Origin of the sequence: Banduia mediterranea (assembly GCF_031846245.1) — a bacterium.
Lineage (GTDB): Bacteria > Pseudomonadota > Gammaproteobacteria > Nevskiales > Nevskiaceae > Banduia > Banduia mediterranea.
This window is the reverse complement of the sequence record NZ_JAVRIC010000022.1, coordinates 20,020-35,685: the sequence shown is the minus strand read 5'-3', so window position 1 is coordinate 35,685 and position 15,666 is coordinate 20,020. Positions and strand designations below refer to the sequence as shown.

The 15,666-nt window shown below is 65.5% G+C and carries 13 protein-coding genes; 12 read left to right on the top strand and 1 reads right to left on the bottom strand.

All coding sequences use genetic code 11. The annotated features are described in order from the left end of the window. Position 1 precedes the first annotated feature (1 nt). The 10 genes from murD (at position 2) to lpxC (ending at position 11,389) form a co-directional block, all read left to right on the top strand. Positions 2-1,342 carry a UDP-N-acetylmuramoyl-L-alanine--D-glutamate ligase gene (murD, locus tag RM530_RS14165; protein WP_311365905.1) on the top strand — a complete coding sequence of 447 codons (1,341 nt, stop codon included), beginning with the start codon at positions 2-4 and terminating at the stop codon, positions 1,340-1,342. Beyond that, positions 1,339-2,520: a putative lipid II flippase FtsW gene (gene ftsW / locus RM530_RS14160; RefSeq protein ID WP_311365904.1), complete on the top strand. Its 1,182-nt coding sequence runs from the start codon at positions 1,339-1,341 to the stop codon at positions 2,518-2,520. The genes murD and ftsW overlap by 4 nt, the downstream gene beginning before the upstream one ends. Next, positions 2,517-3,578 carry an undecaprenyldiphospho-muramoylpentapeptide beta-N-acetylglucosaminyltransferase gene (gene murG, locus RM530_RS14155; RefSeq protein WP_311365903.1) on the top strand — a complete coding sequence of 354 codons (1,062 nt, stop codon included), beginning with the start codon at positions 2,517-2,519 and terminating at the stop codon, positions 3,576-3,578. The genes ftsW and murG overlap by 4 nt, the downstream gene beginning before the upstream one ends. Then, a complete protein-coding gene (gene murC, locus RM530_RS14150; protein ID WP_432276103.1) occupies positions 3,578-5,008 on the top strand; it encodes a UDP-N-acetylmuramate--L-alanine ligase in 1,431 nt (476 codons plus the stop codon). Before murG ends, murC begins: the two co-directional genes overlap by 1 nt. Further along, positions 5,005-5,928 (top strand): UDP-N-acetylmuramate dehydrogenase, encoded by a 924-nt coding sequence (gene murB, locus RM530_RS14145; RefSeq protein WP_311365901.1) that lies wholly within the window; start codon positions 5,005-5,007, stop codon positions 5,926-5,928. Before murC ends, murB begins: the two co-directional genes overlap by 4 nt. Further along, positions 5,925-6,908, top strand: a complete 984-nt coding sequence (locus RM530_RS14140; RefSeq protein WP_311365900.1) for a D-alanine--D-alanine ligase — start codon at positions 5,925-5,927, stop codon at positions 6,906-6,908. The genes murB and RM530_RS14140 overlap by 4 nt, the downstream gene beginning before the upstream one ends. Continuing rightward, on the top strand, positions 6,898-7,677 hold the full coding sequence (locus tag RM530_RS14135; RefSeq protein ID WP_311365899.1) for a cell division protein FtsQ/DivIB: 780 nt from the start codon (positions 6,898-6,900) through the stop codon (positions 7,675-7,677). The genes RM530_RS14140 and RM530_RS14135 overlap by 11 nt, the downstream gene beginning before the upstream one ends. Continuing rightward, entirely contained in the window at positions 7,670-8,905 is a 1,236-nt protein-coding gene (gene ftsA / locus RM530_RS14130) for a cell division protein FtsA (RefSeq protein ID WP_311365898.1), read from the top strand. Before RM530_RS14135 ends, ftsA begins: the two co-directional genes overlap by 8 nt. Before the next feature lie 94 nt (positions 8,906-8,999). After that, on the top strand, positions 9,000-10,190 hold the full coding sequence (ftsZ, locus tag RM530_RS14125) for a cell division protein FtsZ (RefSeq protein WP_349256249.1): 1,191 nt from the start codon (positions 9,000-9,002) through the stop codon (positions 10,188-10,190). A 284-nt stretch (positions 10,191-10,474) separates the two neighbouring features. Next, complete coding sequence (gene lpxC, locus RM530_RS14120) at positions 10,475-11,389, top strand: UDP-3-O-acyl-N-acetylglucosamine deacetylase (protein WP_311365897.1); 915 nt, start codon at positions 10,475-10,477, stop codon at positions 11,387-11,389. Positions 11,390-11,468: 79 nt separating this feature from the next. Here lpxC and RM530_RS14115 read toward each other — a convergent pair whose 3' ends face one another. Beyond that, entirely contained in the window at positions 11,469-11,759 is a 291-nt protein-coding gene (locus RM530_RS14115) for a DciA family protein (protein ID WP_311365896.1), read from the bottom strand. 50 nt (positions 11,760-11,809) lie between these two features. Here RM530_RS14115 and RM530_RS14110 point away from each other — a divergent pair, with 50 nt between their 5' ends. Then, complete coding sequence (locus tag RM530_RS14110) at positions 11,810-12,739, top strand: M23 family metallopeptidase (protein ID WP_311365895.1); 930 nt, start codon at positions 11,810-11,812, stop codon at positions 12,737-12,739. A gap of 126 nt (positions 12,740-12,865) precedes the next feature. Next, positions 12,866-15,655, top strand: coding sequence for a preprotein translocase subunit SecA (secA, locus tag RM530_RS14105; protein ID WP_311365894.1), 2,790 nt, complete (start codon positions 12,866-12,868; stop codon positions 15,653-15,655). Positions 15,656-15,666 lie beyond the last annotated feature (11 nt).

Genomic DNA, 15,666 nt, shown 5'->3' with positions numbered 1-15,666 from the left:
GATGAGCTTTCGCGCACAACACTGGCTCGTTGTCGGGCTCGGGGCGTCCGGGACTTCCGCGCTGCGCTATCTGCTGCGTGAAGGCGCCGTATGTCTGGCGACTGACAGCCGTGACTCGCCGCCGGACCTTGCAGCGCTGCGTGCCGATTTCCCGCAAGTGGCGTTTCACGTTGGAGCCTTTTCTGCGCCGGAGCCGCTGAACCGATTCGCCGGCGCCATCGTGTCGCCGGGTGTTTCGCTGGACAACGAGTTCGTGCAAAGGCTCGCCGCCGCCGGCGTGCCGATTCTCGGCGACGTTGAATTGTTCGCACGCGCGCTTCCCCGGGACCCGGCCGTCATCGCCATCACTGGGTCCAACGGCAAGTCCACCGTCACGACACTGCTCGGTGACATGGCGCGCGCCGCCGGTCTGAACGTGAAGCTCGGCGGCAATCTCGGCAAGCCGGTGCTCGATCTGCTCGACGCGAGTGCCGACCTCTACGTGCTGGAGCTTTCGAGCTTCCAGCTCGAAACGACGCATAGTCTGCGCAGCACCGCTGCGACCGTGCTCAACCTGTCCGAGGATCATCTCGACCGGCACCACACGATGGAGAACTACGGGCGCATCAAGTCCGGTATCTATCGCGGTGCCGATGTCGCGGTGGTCAATCGTGACGATGTCGCCACCTCGCGCAATGCGGAACAGGCGTCGGCCGTGCTGAGCTTCGGCCTCGATCTGCCGCAGGACGGTCACTATGGTCTGCTGCACGCCGACGGCCAGAACTGGCTGATGCGCGGCGCGCAGCGCCTCCTCGCCATGTCCGAACTTCGCATGATCGGACTGCACAATGCCGCCAACGCCCTGGCCGCGCTGGCCCTGGGCGAAGCCGCCGGTATCGCGCTGGCGCCGGCGCTGCAGGCGCTGCGTGCATTCCCAGGCCTGCCGCATCGCTGCCAGTGGGTGTCGGACGCCGGTGGCGTGACCTGGATCGACGATTCCAAGGGCACCAACGTGGGCTCCACGCTGGCAGCCTTGCGTGGCCTTTCGGGTCCGATCGTGTGGCTCGGAGGCGGTCGGGGCAAGGGTCAGGACTTCTCGCCGCTGCGGCCGCCGCTCGCCGAAAAGGGCCGTGCCGCGATCGTCTACGGCGAGGACGCCGACAAGCTGCAGCGCGGACTTGTCGGCGCCTTGCCGGTGTCGCGCGTGCATACGCTCGACGAAGCCGTGCGCGAAGCGCGCGACTGCGCCCAACCGGGGGACCAGGTATTGCTGAGCCCGGCCTGTGCCAGTCTCGACCAGTTCAGCAACTACATCGAACGTGGACTGCGTTTCGCGCAGCTTGCCAGGCAGGGTGCGGAATGAACGCCGCCGCCACCTTCGATGCCCTGCGTCTGCACTTCGTGGTGTCGCCGCGCCAGCTCGATCGGCCGTTCTGTCTGGCCGTGGCCACGCTGATGGCCCTGGGTCTGGTGATGGTGGCTTCCGCGTCGGTGGCCGTCGCCGAGTCGATGACCGGCAACCCGATGTACTACTTCTTCCGTCAGCTGATCTATACCGCGATGGGATTGGCGGTCGGTGCCGGGCTGTTCTGCGTGCCGATGTCAGTGTGGGCACGCAATGGTTTCTGGCTGCTGGCGCTGGCGCTGTTCCTGCTGATGCTGGTGCTGATTCCCGGCGTCGGGCGCGAGGTCAACGGCGCGCGCCGCTGGATTCATCTGCCGCTGTTCAGCCTGCAGGCATCGGAGCCGGCGCGGTTGGCGCTGGTAGTCTATCTGGCCGGCTATCTGGTGCGGCGTCAGGCGGCGTTCCAGAATTCCCTGAGCGGCCTGATGCGGCCGCTGTTCCCGATCGGGCTGGCCTGCGGCCTGCTGTTGCTGGAGCCGGATTTCGGCGCCGCCGCGGTGCTCGCGGGCGTGGTGTTCCTGATGCTGTTCCTGGCCGGCGCGCGCCTGCTGTACCTGTTTTTGCCAGTGCTGGCGGCCGGCGGCGCCTTCGCCTATCTGGCGACCTCGCAGGCCTATCGCCTGCGGCGCATTCTCAGCTTCCGCGATCCGTTTGCGGATATCGAGAATACCGGCTGGCAGCTGTCGCAGTCACTGATCGCGATCGGGCGCGGCGAATGGTTTGGCGTCGGGCTCGGCAACAGCGTACAGAAGCTGCTGTACCTGCCGGAGCAGTACACCGACTTCATCTACGCGATCTATGCCGAGGAATTCGGACTCGCCGGCACCGTGGTGCTGCTGGCCTTGTACGGTGTACTGAGCTGGCGCGGCTTCGAAATCGGCCGTGTCGCCGAGCAGCAGGGCGAGCGCTTCCGCGCCTACCTTTGTTATGGGCTTACCGGCTGGATCGGCGGTCAGGCGATGCTCAATCTCGCCGTCAACACCGGCCTGCTGCCGACCAAGGGTCTGACCCTGCCGCTGCTGTCCTACGGCGGCTCCAGCCTGATCACCTTCTGCGCGATGCTGGCACTGATTCTGCGCGTGGATCACGAGAACCGCCGCGCCGTCGCCGGGCGTCCCACCGGGGTGCGCACATGAAGGCGATGATCCTGGCCGGCGGCACCGGCGGGCACGTGTTTCCGGCACTCGCCGTCGCGCAGCGCCTGCGCGAGCTGGGGCATGAGGTGTTCTGGATGGGCACCCAGGCCGGGCTGGAAGCGCGCGTGGTGCCGGCCCACGGCATCGAGGTCGAATGGATCCGTGTGGCCGGCCTGCGCGGCAAGGGCATGCTCAGTCTGCTGACTGCGCCGCTGGCCGTGGGCCGGGCGCTGATTCAGGCGCTGGCCGTGGTGCGGCGTCGCAAGCCGAACGTGGTGCTGGGCATGGGTGGCTACGTCGCCGGTCCGGGCGGGCTCGCGTCCTGGCTGATGCGCCAGCCGCTGGTGATACACGAACAGAACGCCGCGCCGGGCACCACCAACCGCATCCTCGCGCGCTTCGCGCGGCGGGTTCTGCAAGCCTTCCCGGGTTCGATCCGCAATGGCGTGACGGTGGGCAATCCGGTGCGTGCCGGCTTCGCGGCGGTGCCGGCACCGGCGCAGCGGCTGGCGGGTCGGGACGGCGCGATTCGAGTCCTCGTACTCGGCGGCAGCCAGGGCGCGCGGGCGCTGAACGAACGGGTACCACAGGCCCTGGCGCAGATGTCCGCCGAGCGTCGCCCGCAGGTCTGGCATCAGGCCGGTCGCACGCTCGAGGTGGCCGAGCAGTCCTATCGCGAAGCAAACGTGGAGGCGCGACTCGACGCCTTCATCGAAGACATGCCGGCGGCCTATGCCTGGGCCGATCTGGTGCTGTGCCGGTCCGGCGCGATGACCGTGGCGGAACTGGCGGCAGCCGGCTGCGCTTCGCTGCTGGTGCCGTTTCCGTTTGCCACCGACGATCACCAGACGCGCAACGGCGAATATCTGGTCGGCGCCGGCGCGGCCGAGATGATTGCCGAGTCGGCGCTGACGCCGGAACGGCTGGCGGACAGCCTGAGCGCGCTGACGGCCGACCGCGAGGTGCTGTTGCGCATGTCCGAAGCGGCGCGTGCGGCAGCCTGGCCGCGCGCCTTGGACGTGATCGTCAGCACGTTGTTGCAGGAGGCGCGCAAATGATGAATGCCGCCGGAATGGCACGACTGGTCTCGGCGCCGATGCGTCGCGTGCGCCGCATACACCTGATCGGCATCGGGGGTTCCGGCATGGCCGGAATCGCCGAGGTGCTGATCAATCTGGGCTACGAAGTCTCCGGCTCCGATCTCAAGGACTCGGCGGTGACGCGCCAGCTGGCCTCGCTGGGTGCCCGCATTTTCTCCGAACACGTTGCCGACAATGTTCAGGGGGCCGATGTCGTGGTCGCCTCGACCGCGGTCAGGGCCGACAACGCCGAGGTGGTCGAGGCGCACCGGCGGCTGATTCCGGTGGTGCGGCGTGCCGAGATGCTGGCCGAGCTGATGCGTTTCCGCTACGGCATCGCCATCGCCGGCACCCACGGCAAGACCACGACCACGAGCCTGGTCGCGGCCACGCTCGCCGAAGGCGGACTGGACCCGACCTTCGTCGTCGGCGGCCGCGTCAAGTCGGCCGGCACCAATGCACGGCTCGGCGCCGGCGACTACCTTGTGGCCGAAGCCGACGAATCCGATGCCTCGTTCCTGCATCTGACGCCGATGATCGCCGCGGTCACCAATATCGACGCCGATCATCTGGAAACCTACGGCGGCGACTTTGCGCGGCTGCGTGCGACCTTCCTCGAATTCCTGGCGCGGCTGCCGTTCTATGGCCTGGTGGTGATGTGCATCGACGACGCCGTGGTCCGCCAGATGCTGCCGGAAGTGGGTCGGCCGGTGCTGACCTACGGTTTCGCCGAGGACGCCGACATTCGCGCCGAGAACGTGCGGTCCGATGGCGAGGGCAGCCGCTTCGAAGTGCTGACGCCGGATGGTCAGCGCGAATCGCTGTTCCTGAATCTGCCGGGACGGCACAACGTCGAGAACGCGCTGGTTGCCGTGGCGATCGCGCATGAACTCGATGTGCCGTTCACGGCGATCCGCAAGGCGCTGGCCGAATTCCAGGGGATCGGACGACGCTGCGAATCGCACGGCGAGATCACGATCGGTACTGCGCGCGTGCGCCTGGTCGACGACTACGGTCACCACCCGCGCGAACTCGCCGCCACCTTCGAAGCGATGCGTTCGGCCAACCCGGGACGTCGGCTGGTCGTGAGCTTCCAGCCGCACCGCTACTCACGCACGCGCGATCTGTTCGACGACTTCTGCGCGGTGCTGTCGAGCGTCGACGAACTGCTGCTGACCGAAGTCTATGCCGCCGGTGAAGCGCCGATCGCCAATGCCGATGGCCGCAGCCTGGCGCGCGGCATTCGGGCACGCGGCAAGGTTTCCCCCGTATTCGTGGACAAGCTTGCCGAATTGCCCGACGCGCTGGCGGCGGTGCTGCGTGACGGTGACGTGTTGTTGACACTGGGTGCCGGCGATATCGGCAGCCTGCCGGGGCTGCTGGCCGACCGCTTCGGGGGTGGCGCATGAATGCGCAGCGTATCCGGGAGCCGCAAAGCGGCGTGCGCGGGCGCCTGGCGTACGGCGAGTCGATGGCGCTGCATACCTCCTGGCGCGTCGGTGGGCCGGCGGACCGTTGGTTCGAGCCGGCGGACCGCGAGGATCTTTCGGATTTCGTGCGGCAACTGCCGGACAGCGAACCGATGAGCTGGGTCGGTCTCGGCAGCAATCTGCTGGTGCGCGACGGCGGCATCCGCGGCACGGTGATCTGCCTGAAGGACGGATTCGACGAAATCCGCCCGGAGCTTGCTGTTTCCGGGTCCCGGCTGGTGCAGGCCGGTGCCGCCGCCCACTGCGCACGCCTCGCCAAGACCTGCGCCGACGCGAAACTGGCCGGCCTCGGCTTCCTGATTGGCGTGCCCGGCACGCTCGGCGGCGCGCTGGCGATGAACGCCGGCGCGCACGGCGGCGAGACCTGGGATTTCGTGGAGTCCGTCGAAGTGCTGTTCGACGACGGGCATTTCGAATGGCTGCCGAAAGCGGCCTTCGAAACCGGCTACCGTCATGTGGTTGCGCCGGCCGGCTTCGCCGGATTCACCGCCGCGCGTCTGCGCCTGGACGCCGATGCGGACGGCTCCGGCGCGGCCGACATGAAGGCCTGGCTGACCAAGCGTCGCGCCACGCAGCCGGTGGGCAAGCCGACCGCCGGCAGCACCTTCCGCAACCCGCAGGGCGATCACGCCGCTCGTTTGATCGAGTCCTGTGGACTCAAGGGCCATCGCATCGGTGGCGCCGTGGTGTCGGCCATGCACGCCAACTTCATCGTCACCGAAGCCGGTGCGCGTGCGGCCGACGTCGAACGTCTGATCGATTTCGTGCGAGCCGAAGTGGAACGCCAACGCGGCGTGAAGCTGCAGCCCGAGGTCCGGTTTGTTGGAGACGCAGCATGAACGCCTCACGCCTCACGCCTCACGCCTCACCGCGGATCGAGGATCCGCGCGCCTTCGGCCGCGTCGCCGTGCTGTGCGGCGGTTGGTCGAGCGAGCGCGAGGTCTCCTTGCAGTCCGGTGCCAACGTCTATGCCGCGCTGCGGCGTCGCGGCGTCGACGCCACCCTGATCGACGCCGATCGCGACACGCTGCTGGCCTTGGGTCGTCAGGGTTATCAGCGCGCCTTCAACATCATGCATGGCACCGGTGGCGAAGACGGCACCGTGCAGGCGCTGCTGGATCTGCAGGGCATCGCCTACGGCGGCTGCGGCGTGCTTGCCTCGGCGCTGGCGATGGACAAGCTGCGAACCAAGCGCATCTGGAAGGCTGAAGGTCTGCCTACGCCGGAATGGATGCTGCTGGCCTCGAACGAGGATGCCCTCGCGGCCGGCGAGACGCTGGGCTATCCGTACTTCATGAAGCCGGCGGCCGAAGGTTCCAGCGTCGGCATCAGCAAGGTTGCTTTCGCCTCCTCGGCGGTTTCGGCATTCCGCCGGGCGGCCGGCGAGTACAACGAACGCCAGCGTGTGGTACTGGCGGAACGCAACATCGGCGGCGGGGAGTACACCTGCTCGATTCTGGACGGCGAGGCTCTGCCGATCATCCGCATCGTGCCGGCCTCCGAGTTCTACGACTACCACGCCAAATACATCTCGGACGAAACCCAGTATCACTGCCCGGCCGGGCTGGCGCCGGCGCGTGAGATGGAGCTGCGCAGTCTGTGTCTGCGCGCCTTCGAGCTGATCGGCGGCAGCGGCTGGGGCCGCGTCGACTTTCTGCTCGACGAACAGGGCCGTGAATATCTGATCGAGGTCAACACGCTGCCCGGAATGACCTCGCATTCGCTGGTGCCGATGGCGGCCAAGACCGCCGGCATCGACTTCGACGAACTGTGCTGGCGGATTCTCGAAGCCGGCCTGGAGACCTCCGATGCCGTCTGAGGCCATCACTTTCGACGCGCCGGTCGACGCCGCCGTCAATCCCTTGCCACCCTCGCTGCGCGCCTGGCCGTTCGTGGCGGCGCTGATCGGGCTGTGCACCCTGGCCTGGGCCGTGACGCAGGCGATGGACAACGGCGGTCCGCGCATCGAACAACTGCGCCTGGATGGCGATTTCGCACATGTTTCGCCGCAGCAGCTGCGCGGGCGCATCGAACCCTTGGTCGGCGGCGGCTTCTTCGCCGTGGATCTGGCCGCGATTCGGGACAAGCTGGAGTCCGAACCCTGGATCGCCAGTGCGCGCGTGACGCGCGCATGGCCCGGCGTGCTGCGCGTGAAAGTGGCAGAGCACCGGGCCGCTGCGCGTTGGGGCGCGGCCGGTGCCTTGTCCGAACAGGGCGTGGTGTTCACACCGCCTGCGCCGGAAGAACTGTCCGACAGCCTGCCGCGACTCGACGGGCCGGGCGGCCGAGTGCTCGAGGTGCTCGACGCCTACATGGCCCTGGTGCAGCGGCTCGGTGCCACGCCCTTGAGCCCGCGCAGCGTGCGCATGGACGCGCGCGGCGAGTGGTACATGGGCACCGCTGACGGTGTCGAGCTGCGCCTGGGGCGTGAGTCGCCGGCCCGGCAGGCCGAGCGCATCGCCACCGAAGTGTTGCCCGCATTGGTCAATGAACTGGAACGCGTGAACTACGTGGACCTGCGCTACAGCAACGGATTCGCCGTCGGCTGGCGTCTGCCGACGGAAGAAGAGGATGCAAAAAATGGCTAAACGGACCGCCAAGAATCTGCTTGTCGGCCTGGATATCGGCACCTCCAAGGTCGTGGCGATCGTCGGCGAGATCGGCACCGACGGTTCACTGGAGATCGTGGGCCTGGGCTCACATCCCTCGCGTGGATTGTCGCGCGGCGTGGTGGTGGATATCGAGGCGACCACGCAATCGATCCGGCGTGCGATCGAAGAGGCCGAACTGATGGCCGGCTGCCGCGTGCAGTCGGTGTACGCCGGCATTTCCGGCAGCCACGTCAAGGCCTTCAATTCGCAGGGCATCGTCGCGGTGCGCAACAAGGAGGTCAGCGAGGCCGACAAGGAACGCGTGATCGACGCGGCGCGTGCCGTGCCGATCCCCAACGACCAGAAAGTTCTGCACGTGGTGCCGCAGGAATGGTCGGTCGACGGACAGGAGGGCATCCGTGAACCGGCCGGCATGTTCGGCGTGCGGCTCGAAGCCAAGGTGCACATGGTCTCGGTCTCGGTCTCGGCCGCGCAGAACATCCACAAATGCGTGGAGAGCTGCGGTCTGCAGGTCGACCGTCTGATCCTGGAGCCGCTGGCGTCCTCCTATGCGGTGCTGATGCCGGACGAGCGCGACCTCGGCGTGTGCCTGGTCGACATCGGTCACGGCACTTCGGACATCGCGATCTTCAAGGACGGTTCGATCCGCCATACGGCGGTGGTGCCGATCGCCGGCGAATACGTCACACGCGACATCGCCGCGATGTTCCGCACGCCGACCCAGGCGGCCGGCGAGATCAAGATCAAGCACGGCTGCGCGCTGCCGCAGATGCTGGAGCGCGACGAGGAAATCGAGGTGCCGTCAACCGGCGACCATCCGCCGCGCCGCATTTCCCGGCAGGCGATGAGTGAGGTCATCCGCGCGCGCTACGAGGAGCTGTTCCGCGACTTCATCAAGCGCGAGCTGCATCGCAGCGGCTTCTACGACCTGATCGCCGGCGGCGTGGTGCTCACCGGCGGCAGCTCCAAGATTCCGGGCGTGGTGGAACTGGCCGAGGAAATCTTCGAGGTGCCGGTTCGGCTGGGTCTGCCGCACAACGTGCGCGGGCTCACCGAGGTTGCACGCAATCCGGTTTACGCAACCGGGGTGGGTTTGCTGCTGTTCGGTCGGGATCACTTGCCCGGCGACCGCAGCGAACTCGAACACGGGGGAATCAAACAGGCTCTGGACCGGGTGATGCACTGGTTCCGGGGCAACTTTTAACAACGATAAATCGTTCTTTTACATGTGCGGGGTCAAACCCGACTTCGTTTTCAAGGCTTGGAAAGGGCTGTTCAGGTAATTCAAGGAGGCTGTCATGCCGGAAATGTTCGAAATACTCGATGGGCAAACTGCGGATCGCGCCATCATTCGTGTCGTGGGTGTCGGCGGCGGTGGCTGCAATACCGTCAACCAAATGGTGGAGGCGGAGATCGAAGGCGTGGACTTCGTCTGCTCCAACACCGACCGTCAACATCTGGATCGCTGCAAGACCCAGAACATCCTTCAGATCGGATCGACGATCACGCGGGGCCTGGGCGCCGGCTCGGACCCCGAAAAGGGTCGCGCCGCCGCGCTGGAGGACAAGGACCGCATCCGTGAGCTGCTCGACGGCACCGACATGCTGTTCATCACCGCCGGCATGGGGGGCGGCACCGGCACCGGTGCGGCGCCGGTGATCGCCGAGATCGCGCGCGAACTCGACATCCTCACGGTGGCCGTGGTCACCAAGCCGTTCATGTTCGAGGGCAAGAAGCGCGGCGCCTCGGCGATGCGCGGCATCGAGGAACTGCACAAGCATGTCGACTCGCTGATCCTCATTCCCAACGAGAAGCTGCAACTCGTGCTGGGTGACGATGCGACCATGGACGAGTGCTTCCGCAAGGCCAACGACGTCTTGCAGAACGCGGTCCAGGGGATCTCCGATCTGATCACCCGGCCGGGCATGGTCAACGTCGACTTCGCGGACGTCTGCACCGTGATGCGCAACCGCGGCAAGGCGATGATGGGCATGGGCCGCGCCACCGGCGAAGCGCGCGCCTCGCAGGCGGTCGAAGAAGCGCTGACCAGTCCGCTGCTCGACGACATCGAGCTGTCCAATGCGCGCGGCATCCTCGTCAACCTGGCCTGCGACGGCACGCTGAAGATGGGCGAGATCAACCGGGTGATGAAGCGTGTTATGGAGATCGCCTCCGACGATGTCGACGTCAAGTTCGGCACTTCGCTCGATCAGGCGCTGGATGGCGAGCTGCGCGTGACGGTGGTGGCGACGGGTCTGGGCGGCGGCGTGGTACCGCAGATGCAGATGCCACAAGGCAGCGTGCAGCACAACACGGTCGTCACGCCGCTCAAGCGTCCGGACGTGACCGGATCACCGCGTCCCGCGGCCGTCGACGTGCCGACCGTGATCCGGCGTCAGCCGGCCGCGGCGCACGACTTCGCCACGGCGGCGATTCCGGATGAGGAAATCCTCAACATTCCGGCGTTTCTGCGCAATCAGGCGGACTAGCATCGGCTTCGCCGCGTGGGGGCGCGGCGGTGCACAATGTAGGTCGAGCGGTGGCGCGATCGGGGTTCCGGCACCTCGATCGCTCAGCCTGCAGACGGGTGCGTGTGATAGCGTATCCAATGCACCGCAGGTTTGGGCATGTGCCCGGCCTCCCGACCTGCCGATCATGATCGAACGATCGTTTCAAGCGCTCGGCGGAATCTGCGGAATCTGACACCGGACGTTTGCGTCGGACCAGGACCGGCTGCCAACGCCATACGAATCAGAAGGATCCGAACAAGAAGATGCTCAAGCAGCGCACATTGCGCCAACCCGTCCGCGCCACTGGCGTGGGTCTGCACAGCGGCCGCAAGGTCTATATGTCCCTGCTGCCGGCCGGCCCCGATACCGGCATCGTGTTTCGCCGCCTTGATCGGGATACTTCCGTGGAAGTCCCGGCACGCGCCGATCTGGTCGGTGACACCCAGCTTTGCACCTGTCTGATTCAGGATACGGTCAAGATCCAGACGGTCGAGCACTTGCTGTCGGCCCTGGCCGGCCTGGGCATCGACAACGCGATTGTCGAGCTGTCCGCCGCCGAAGTGCCGATCATGGATGGCAGCGCCGGTCCGTTCGTGTTCCTGATCCAGTCGGCCGGCATCCACGAGCAGGACGCCGCCAAGAAATTCATCCGAGTGAAGCAGCCGGTGCAGGTGCAGGAAGGCGACAAGATGGCGCGGCTGGAGCCGTACGACGGTTTTCGTCTGTCCTTCGGTATCGACTTCAAGCATCCGGTGGTGCGCTCCAGTGGGCAGAGTGCGGTCATGGACTTTTCCACGACCAGTTTCGTGCGAGAGGTTTCGCGTGCGCGCACCTTCGGATTCATGCGTGATGTCGAATTCATGCGTTCACGCAATCTGGCGCTGGGCGGCAGCCTCGACAATGCCGTGGTGCTCGACGAGTTCCGCGTGCTCAACAACGAGGGGCTGCGCTATGACGACGAATTCGTGCGTCACAAGATTCTCGATGCGATCGGTGATCTGTATCTGCTCGGGCACAGCCTGATCGGCGCCTATTCCGCGCACAAGTCCGGTCATGAACTCAACAACAAACTGGCGCGCAAGTTGCTGAATGATCCGGCGTCCTGGGAAATCGTCAGCTTCGATGACCCGGCGCGGGCACCGATCACGTACATGCAGGGACTGCCGGCAGCCGCCTGAGACGACGACCGGTGATTTTTGCGCAGTAGGCGGCTGAATTTGTCCTTGTGTGCACCATTTCGGCGCGTGTAGACTCGGACTAACTTGGGGCGGCAGGCCGTACTTTGATTTCGATCTGTCGGAAAGTCGTACCGAAGCGTTCTTGAAGAAACGCCAAAAGCTCGTCTGTTCGGAAACGCATCTGATTCAGCGCCGAGGCATTGTCGGTGTAGAGGATCAGTTTGCGGCCGCGCAGATTGGCGACTCGGACGGAATGCGACCAGGGCGCCGCCAGGTGTTCGCGGATCGCGTCTTGTATGCCGCGCAGATATTGGGCGCGGGCAAGAACCGACCGAACAGTGGTGGGGTGACCGTCGAGCAGTTGGGACAACGGTCGGAAAAGGTCAGACATTCAGGGCTCGGGGCCGCATTCGGGACGGCATGGATATTATTGTAGTCAATCACAATCGTGGGCGAACCTGGCGATTCAATCTGGGCGCGCGCGGCGCGATCATTTGGGGTCCGATGGCGCTATTGCTGGTCGTCCTGATGGTCGGCTCCTTCGTCGCCGGATCCCAGCTCGGCGGCGGCGGCAAGAACCAGGCGACCGAAATCGCCAGTGTCTGGGCCGATGACATCGCCGATCAACGCTCCCAGCTCGAAAAGACCCGCGAATACGTGCTCGACAATACGCACGCGATCGCACGCCGCCTCGGTCAGCTGCAGGCGCAGATGATGCGATTGGACGCTGCCGGACAGCGGCTCACCGAGATCGCCGACCTCGACAGCGGCGAATTCGACTTCAGTACCCCGCCGCCGATCGGTGGACCCGAAACCGAAGCGGCCGGTGACGCCATCGACGCCTCATCGATGATCACCCAGCTCGACGCGGTCCAGCGTCAGCTCGACGATCGCGAGCGCCAGATGCGGGTGCTCGAAGACCTGCTGCTGGCCAGCCGCCTGCAGAAGGAAGTCCGCCCGTCCGGCTGGCCGATCGCCAAGGGCTGGATTTCCTCGGTGTTCGGCGCGCGTACCGACCCCTTCACCGGTCGGCGCACCTATCATCAGGGCGTGGACTTCGCCGGCAAGGAAGGCAGCGACGTGCTGGCCGCCGCCTCCGGTGTGATTTCCTACGCGGGTCCGCGCTTCGGTTACGGGAACCTCGTCGAGATCAATCACGGCAACGGCTACGTGACCCGTTACGGCCATAACAAATCGGTGTACGTGAAGGTCGGAGACCGCGTGAAGAAGGGCCAGTCCGTGGCCGCGCTGGGTTCCACCGGGCGTTCCACCGGCCCGCACGTTCATTTCGAGGTGCTCTTGAACGGGCGTGTGGTCAACCCCAGTCAGTACATTCGAGCGTCGCGCTAGGCGTCGTCAGGGCCTGGGGGCGTGAGCAGTTACTGCTTGTTGGGGCGTTCGACGGCATAATACGCGGCCCCTGGCGCCCCGAGGCGCCCTACGCGTGCCCGAGGGTGCGCGCATCATCGATCGGTCATGTTGAATAATTTACTGGCGCGCATGTTCGGCAGCCGGAATCAACGCATTCTCAAGGGGCTCGACAGCCTGGTCGCCCAGGTCAATGCGCTCGATGCCGAAATGAGCGCACTCGGCGACGAGGCGCTCGCCGCCAAGACGCCCTACTTCCGCGAACGGCTGGCCAAGGGCGAAACCCTCGATCAGATCATGCCGGAGGCGTTCGCCGTGGTCCGCGAGGCCGGCAAGCGCGTGCTCGGCATGCGTCACTTCGACGTACAGCTGATCGGCGGCGCGATCATGCACGCCGGCAAGATCGCCGAAATGAAGACCGGCGAAGGCAAGACCCTGGTCGCCACGCTCGCAGCCTATCTCAATGCGCTGCCCGGCAAGGGCGTGCATATCGTCACCGTCAACGACTATCTGGCGCGGCGCGATTCCGAGTGGATGGGGCGCATCTACCGCTTCCTTGGCATGAGCGTGGGGGTGGTGGTGCCCAATCAGCCCGCCACCGAAAAGCGTGAGGCCTATCAGGCCGACATCACCTACGCGACCAACAACGAGCTGGGCTTCGATTACCTGCGCGACAACATGGCGTTTCGCACGGAAGACAAGGCGCAGCGTGGCCACGCCTTTGCCATCATCGACGAGGTCGATTCGATTCTGATCGACGAAGCGCGCACGCCATTGATCATTTCGGGGCCGACCGATGACAAGCCGGACCTCTACGTCAAGATCAACGTGCTGGTTCCGCGGCTGACGAAGCAGGATGAGGAGGAAGGCCCCGGCGACTACTCCGTGGACGAGAAGGGCAAGCAGGTCCACCTCACCGAGGAAGGCTTCGAGCACGTCGAGGAATTGATGCAGGAGGCCGGTCTGCTCGGCGAGGGCGAAAGCCTCTACGACGCCCAGCACATCGTGCTGATGCATCACCTCAATGCCGCGCTGCGTGCGCACCTGCTGTACAAGCGCGATGTCGAATACATCGTGCGTAATGGTCAGGTCATCATCATCGACGAATTCACCGGCCGCATGATGGCCGGCCGGCGCTGGTCCGACGGCCTGCATCAGGCGATCGAGGCCAAGGAAGGCGTGCCGATCCAGCAGGAAAACCAGACACTGGCCTCGATCACGTTCCAGAATTATTTCCGTCTGTACGAAAAACTGTCCGGCATGACTGGCACGGCCGATACCGAGGCCTACGAGTTCCAGACGATCTACAACCTAGAAGTCGTGGTGATTCCGCCGAACCGGCCGATGGCGCGCAAGGATGATGGCGATCTGGTGTTCATGACCGCGCGCGAGAAGTTCAATGCCGTGGTCGAGCAGATCGTCGACGCATCCAAGCGGGAGCAGCCGGTGCTGGTCGGCACCGCCTCGATCGAAACCTCGGAACTGCTTTCGCAACTGCTGAACCAGAACAACATTCGCCATGAAGTGCTCAACGCCAAGCAGCACGAGCGCGAAGCCGAGATCATCGCCCAGGCCGGTCGCCCGGGCTCGGTGACGATCGCCACCAACATGGCCGGCCGCGGCACCGACATCGTGCTCGGCGGCAGCCTCGACGCCGAACTGGCCAAAGTGCCGGAAGACGATGTGACGGCGCGCGAGCGGATCAAGGCCGACTGGAAGATCAGTCACGACAAGGCGCTGGCGGCCGGCGGCCTGTGCGTGATCGGCTCCGAGCGGCACGAGTCACGACGCATCGACAATCAGCTGCGCGGTCGCTCGGGTCGTCAGGGCGATCCTGGCGCGTCGAGTTTCTACCTGTCACTGGAAGATACGCTGATGCGCATCTTCACGCCGCCGCGCATGCGCGCGATGCTGCAACGCCTCGGCATGCAGGAAGGCGAGGCAATCGAGCACAAGTGGGTGACGCGAGCCATCGAAACCGCGCAGCGCAAGGTCGAAGCGCACAACTTCGACATCCGCAAGCACCTGCTCGACTATGACAACGTCGCCAACGACCAGCGCAAGGTAGTCTATGAACTGCGCGATGAGCTGATGTCTGCGGATCGTGTCTCGCCGATGATCGACGAGATTCGCAAGGACGTCAGCAATGCAGTGATCGATGCCTATATCCCGCCGCAGAGCATCGAGGACCTGTGGGACAAGGCGGGCCTCGAAGAAGCCATGCAGCGCGACTTCCAGCTGGAGGTTCCGATCCAGAAGTGGCTCGACGAGGAAAAATCCCTCAACGAGCAGGGCCTGCGCGAACGCCTCGCGAAGATGATCGATGAGGCCTACGTCGCCAAGAAGGAACGCGTCGGCGCGGCGGTGCTGGAGCATTTCGAGAAGGCGATTTCGCTGAACGTGCTCGACCGCCTGTGGCGCGAGCATCTGGCGGCGATGGACTTCCTGCGTCAGGGCATCAATCTGCGCGCGTATGCGCAGCGAGACCCCAAGCAGGAGTTCAAGCGCGAGGCCTTCACCCTGTTCAACGACATGCTGTCGCGCTTCAAGCACGAAGTGATCACGATACTCGCCAAGGTCCAGATTCAGACCGAGGCCGAAGTCGAGGCCGTGGAAGCGCAGCGTCAGGCACCCAAGCAGATCGTCATGCAGCATGCCGAGGCGCCGTCGTTCTCGCAGAGCGAAGCCGAGGCGCCGCCATCGCCATCGCCACCGCCATCGCCACCGCCACCACCGCCGTCCGCCGCGGCCGGCGGGCGGCCGCTCAATGTGGCGCCGCCACGCATTCAGCCGAAGCCGGAAACCGTGGTGCGCGACATGCCCAAGGTCGGCCGCAATGATCCCTGTCCCTGCGGCTCCGGCAAGAAGTTCAAGCAGTGTCACGGCAAACTGGCTTAGGCGCCGGTACT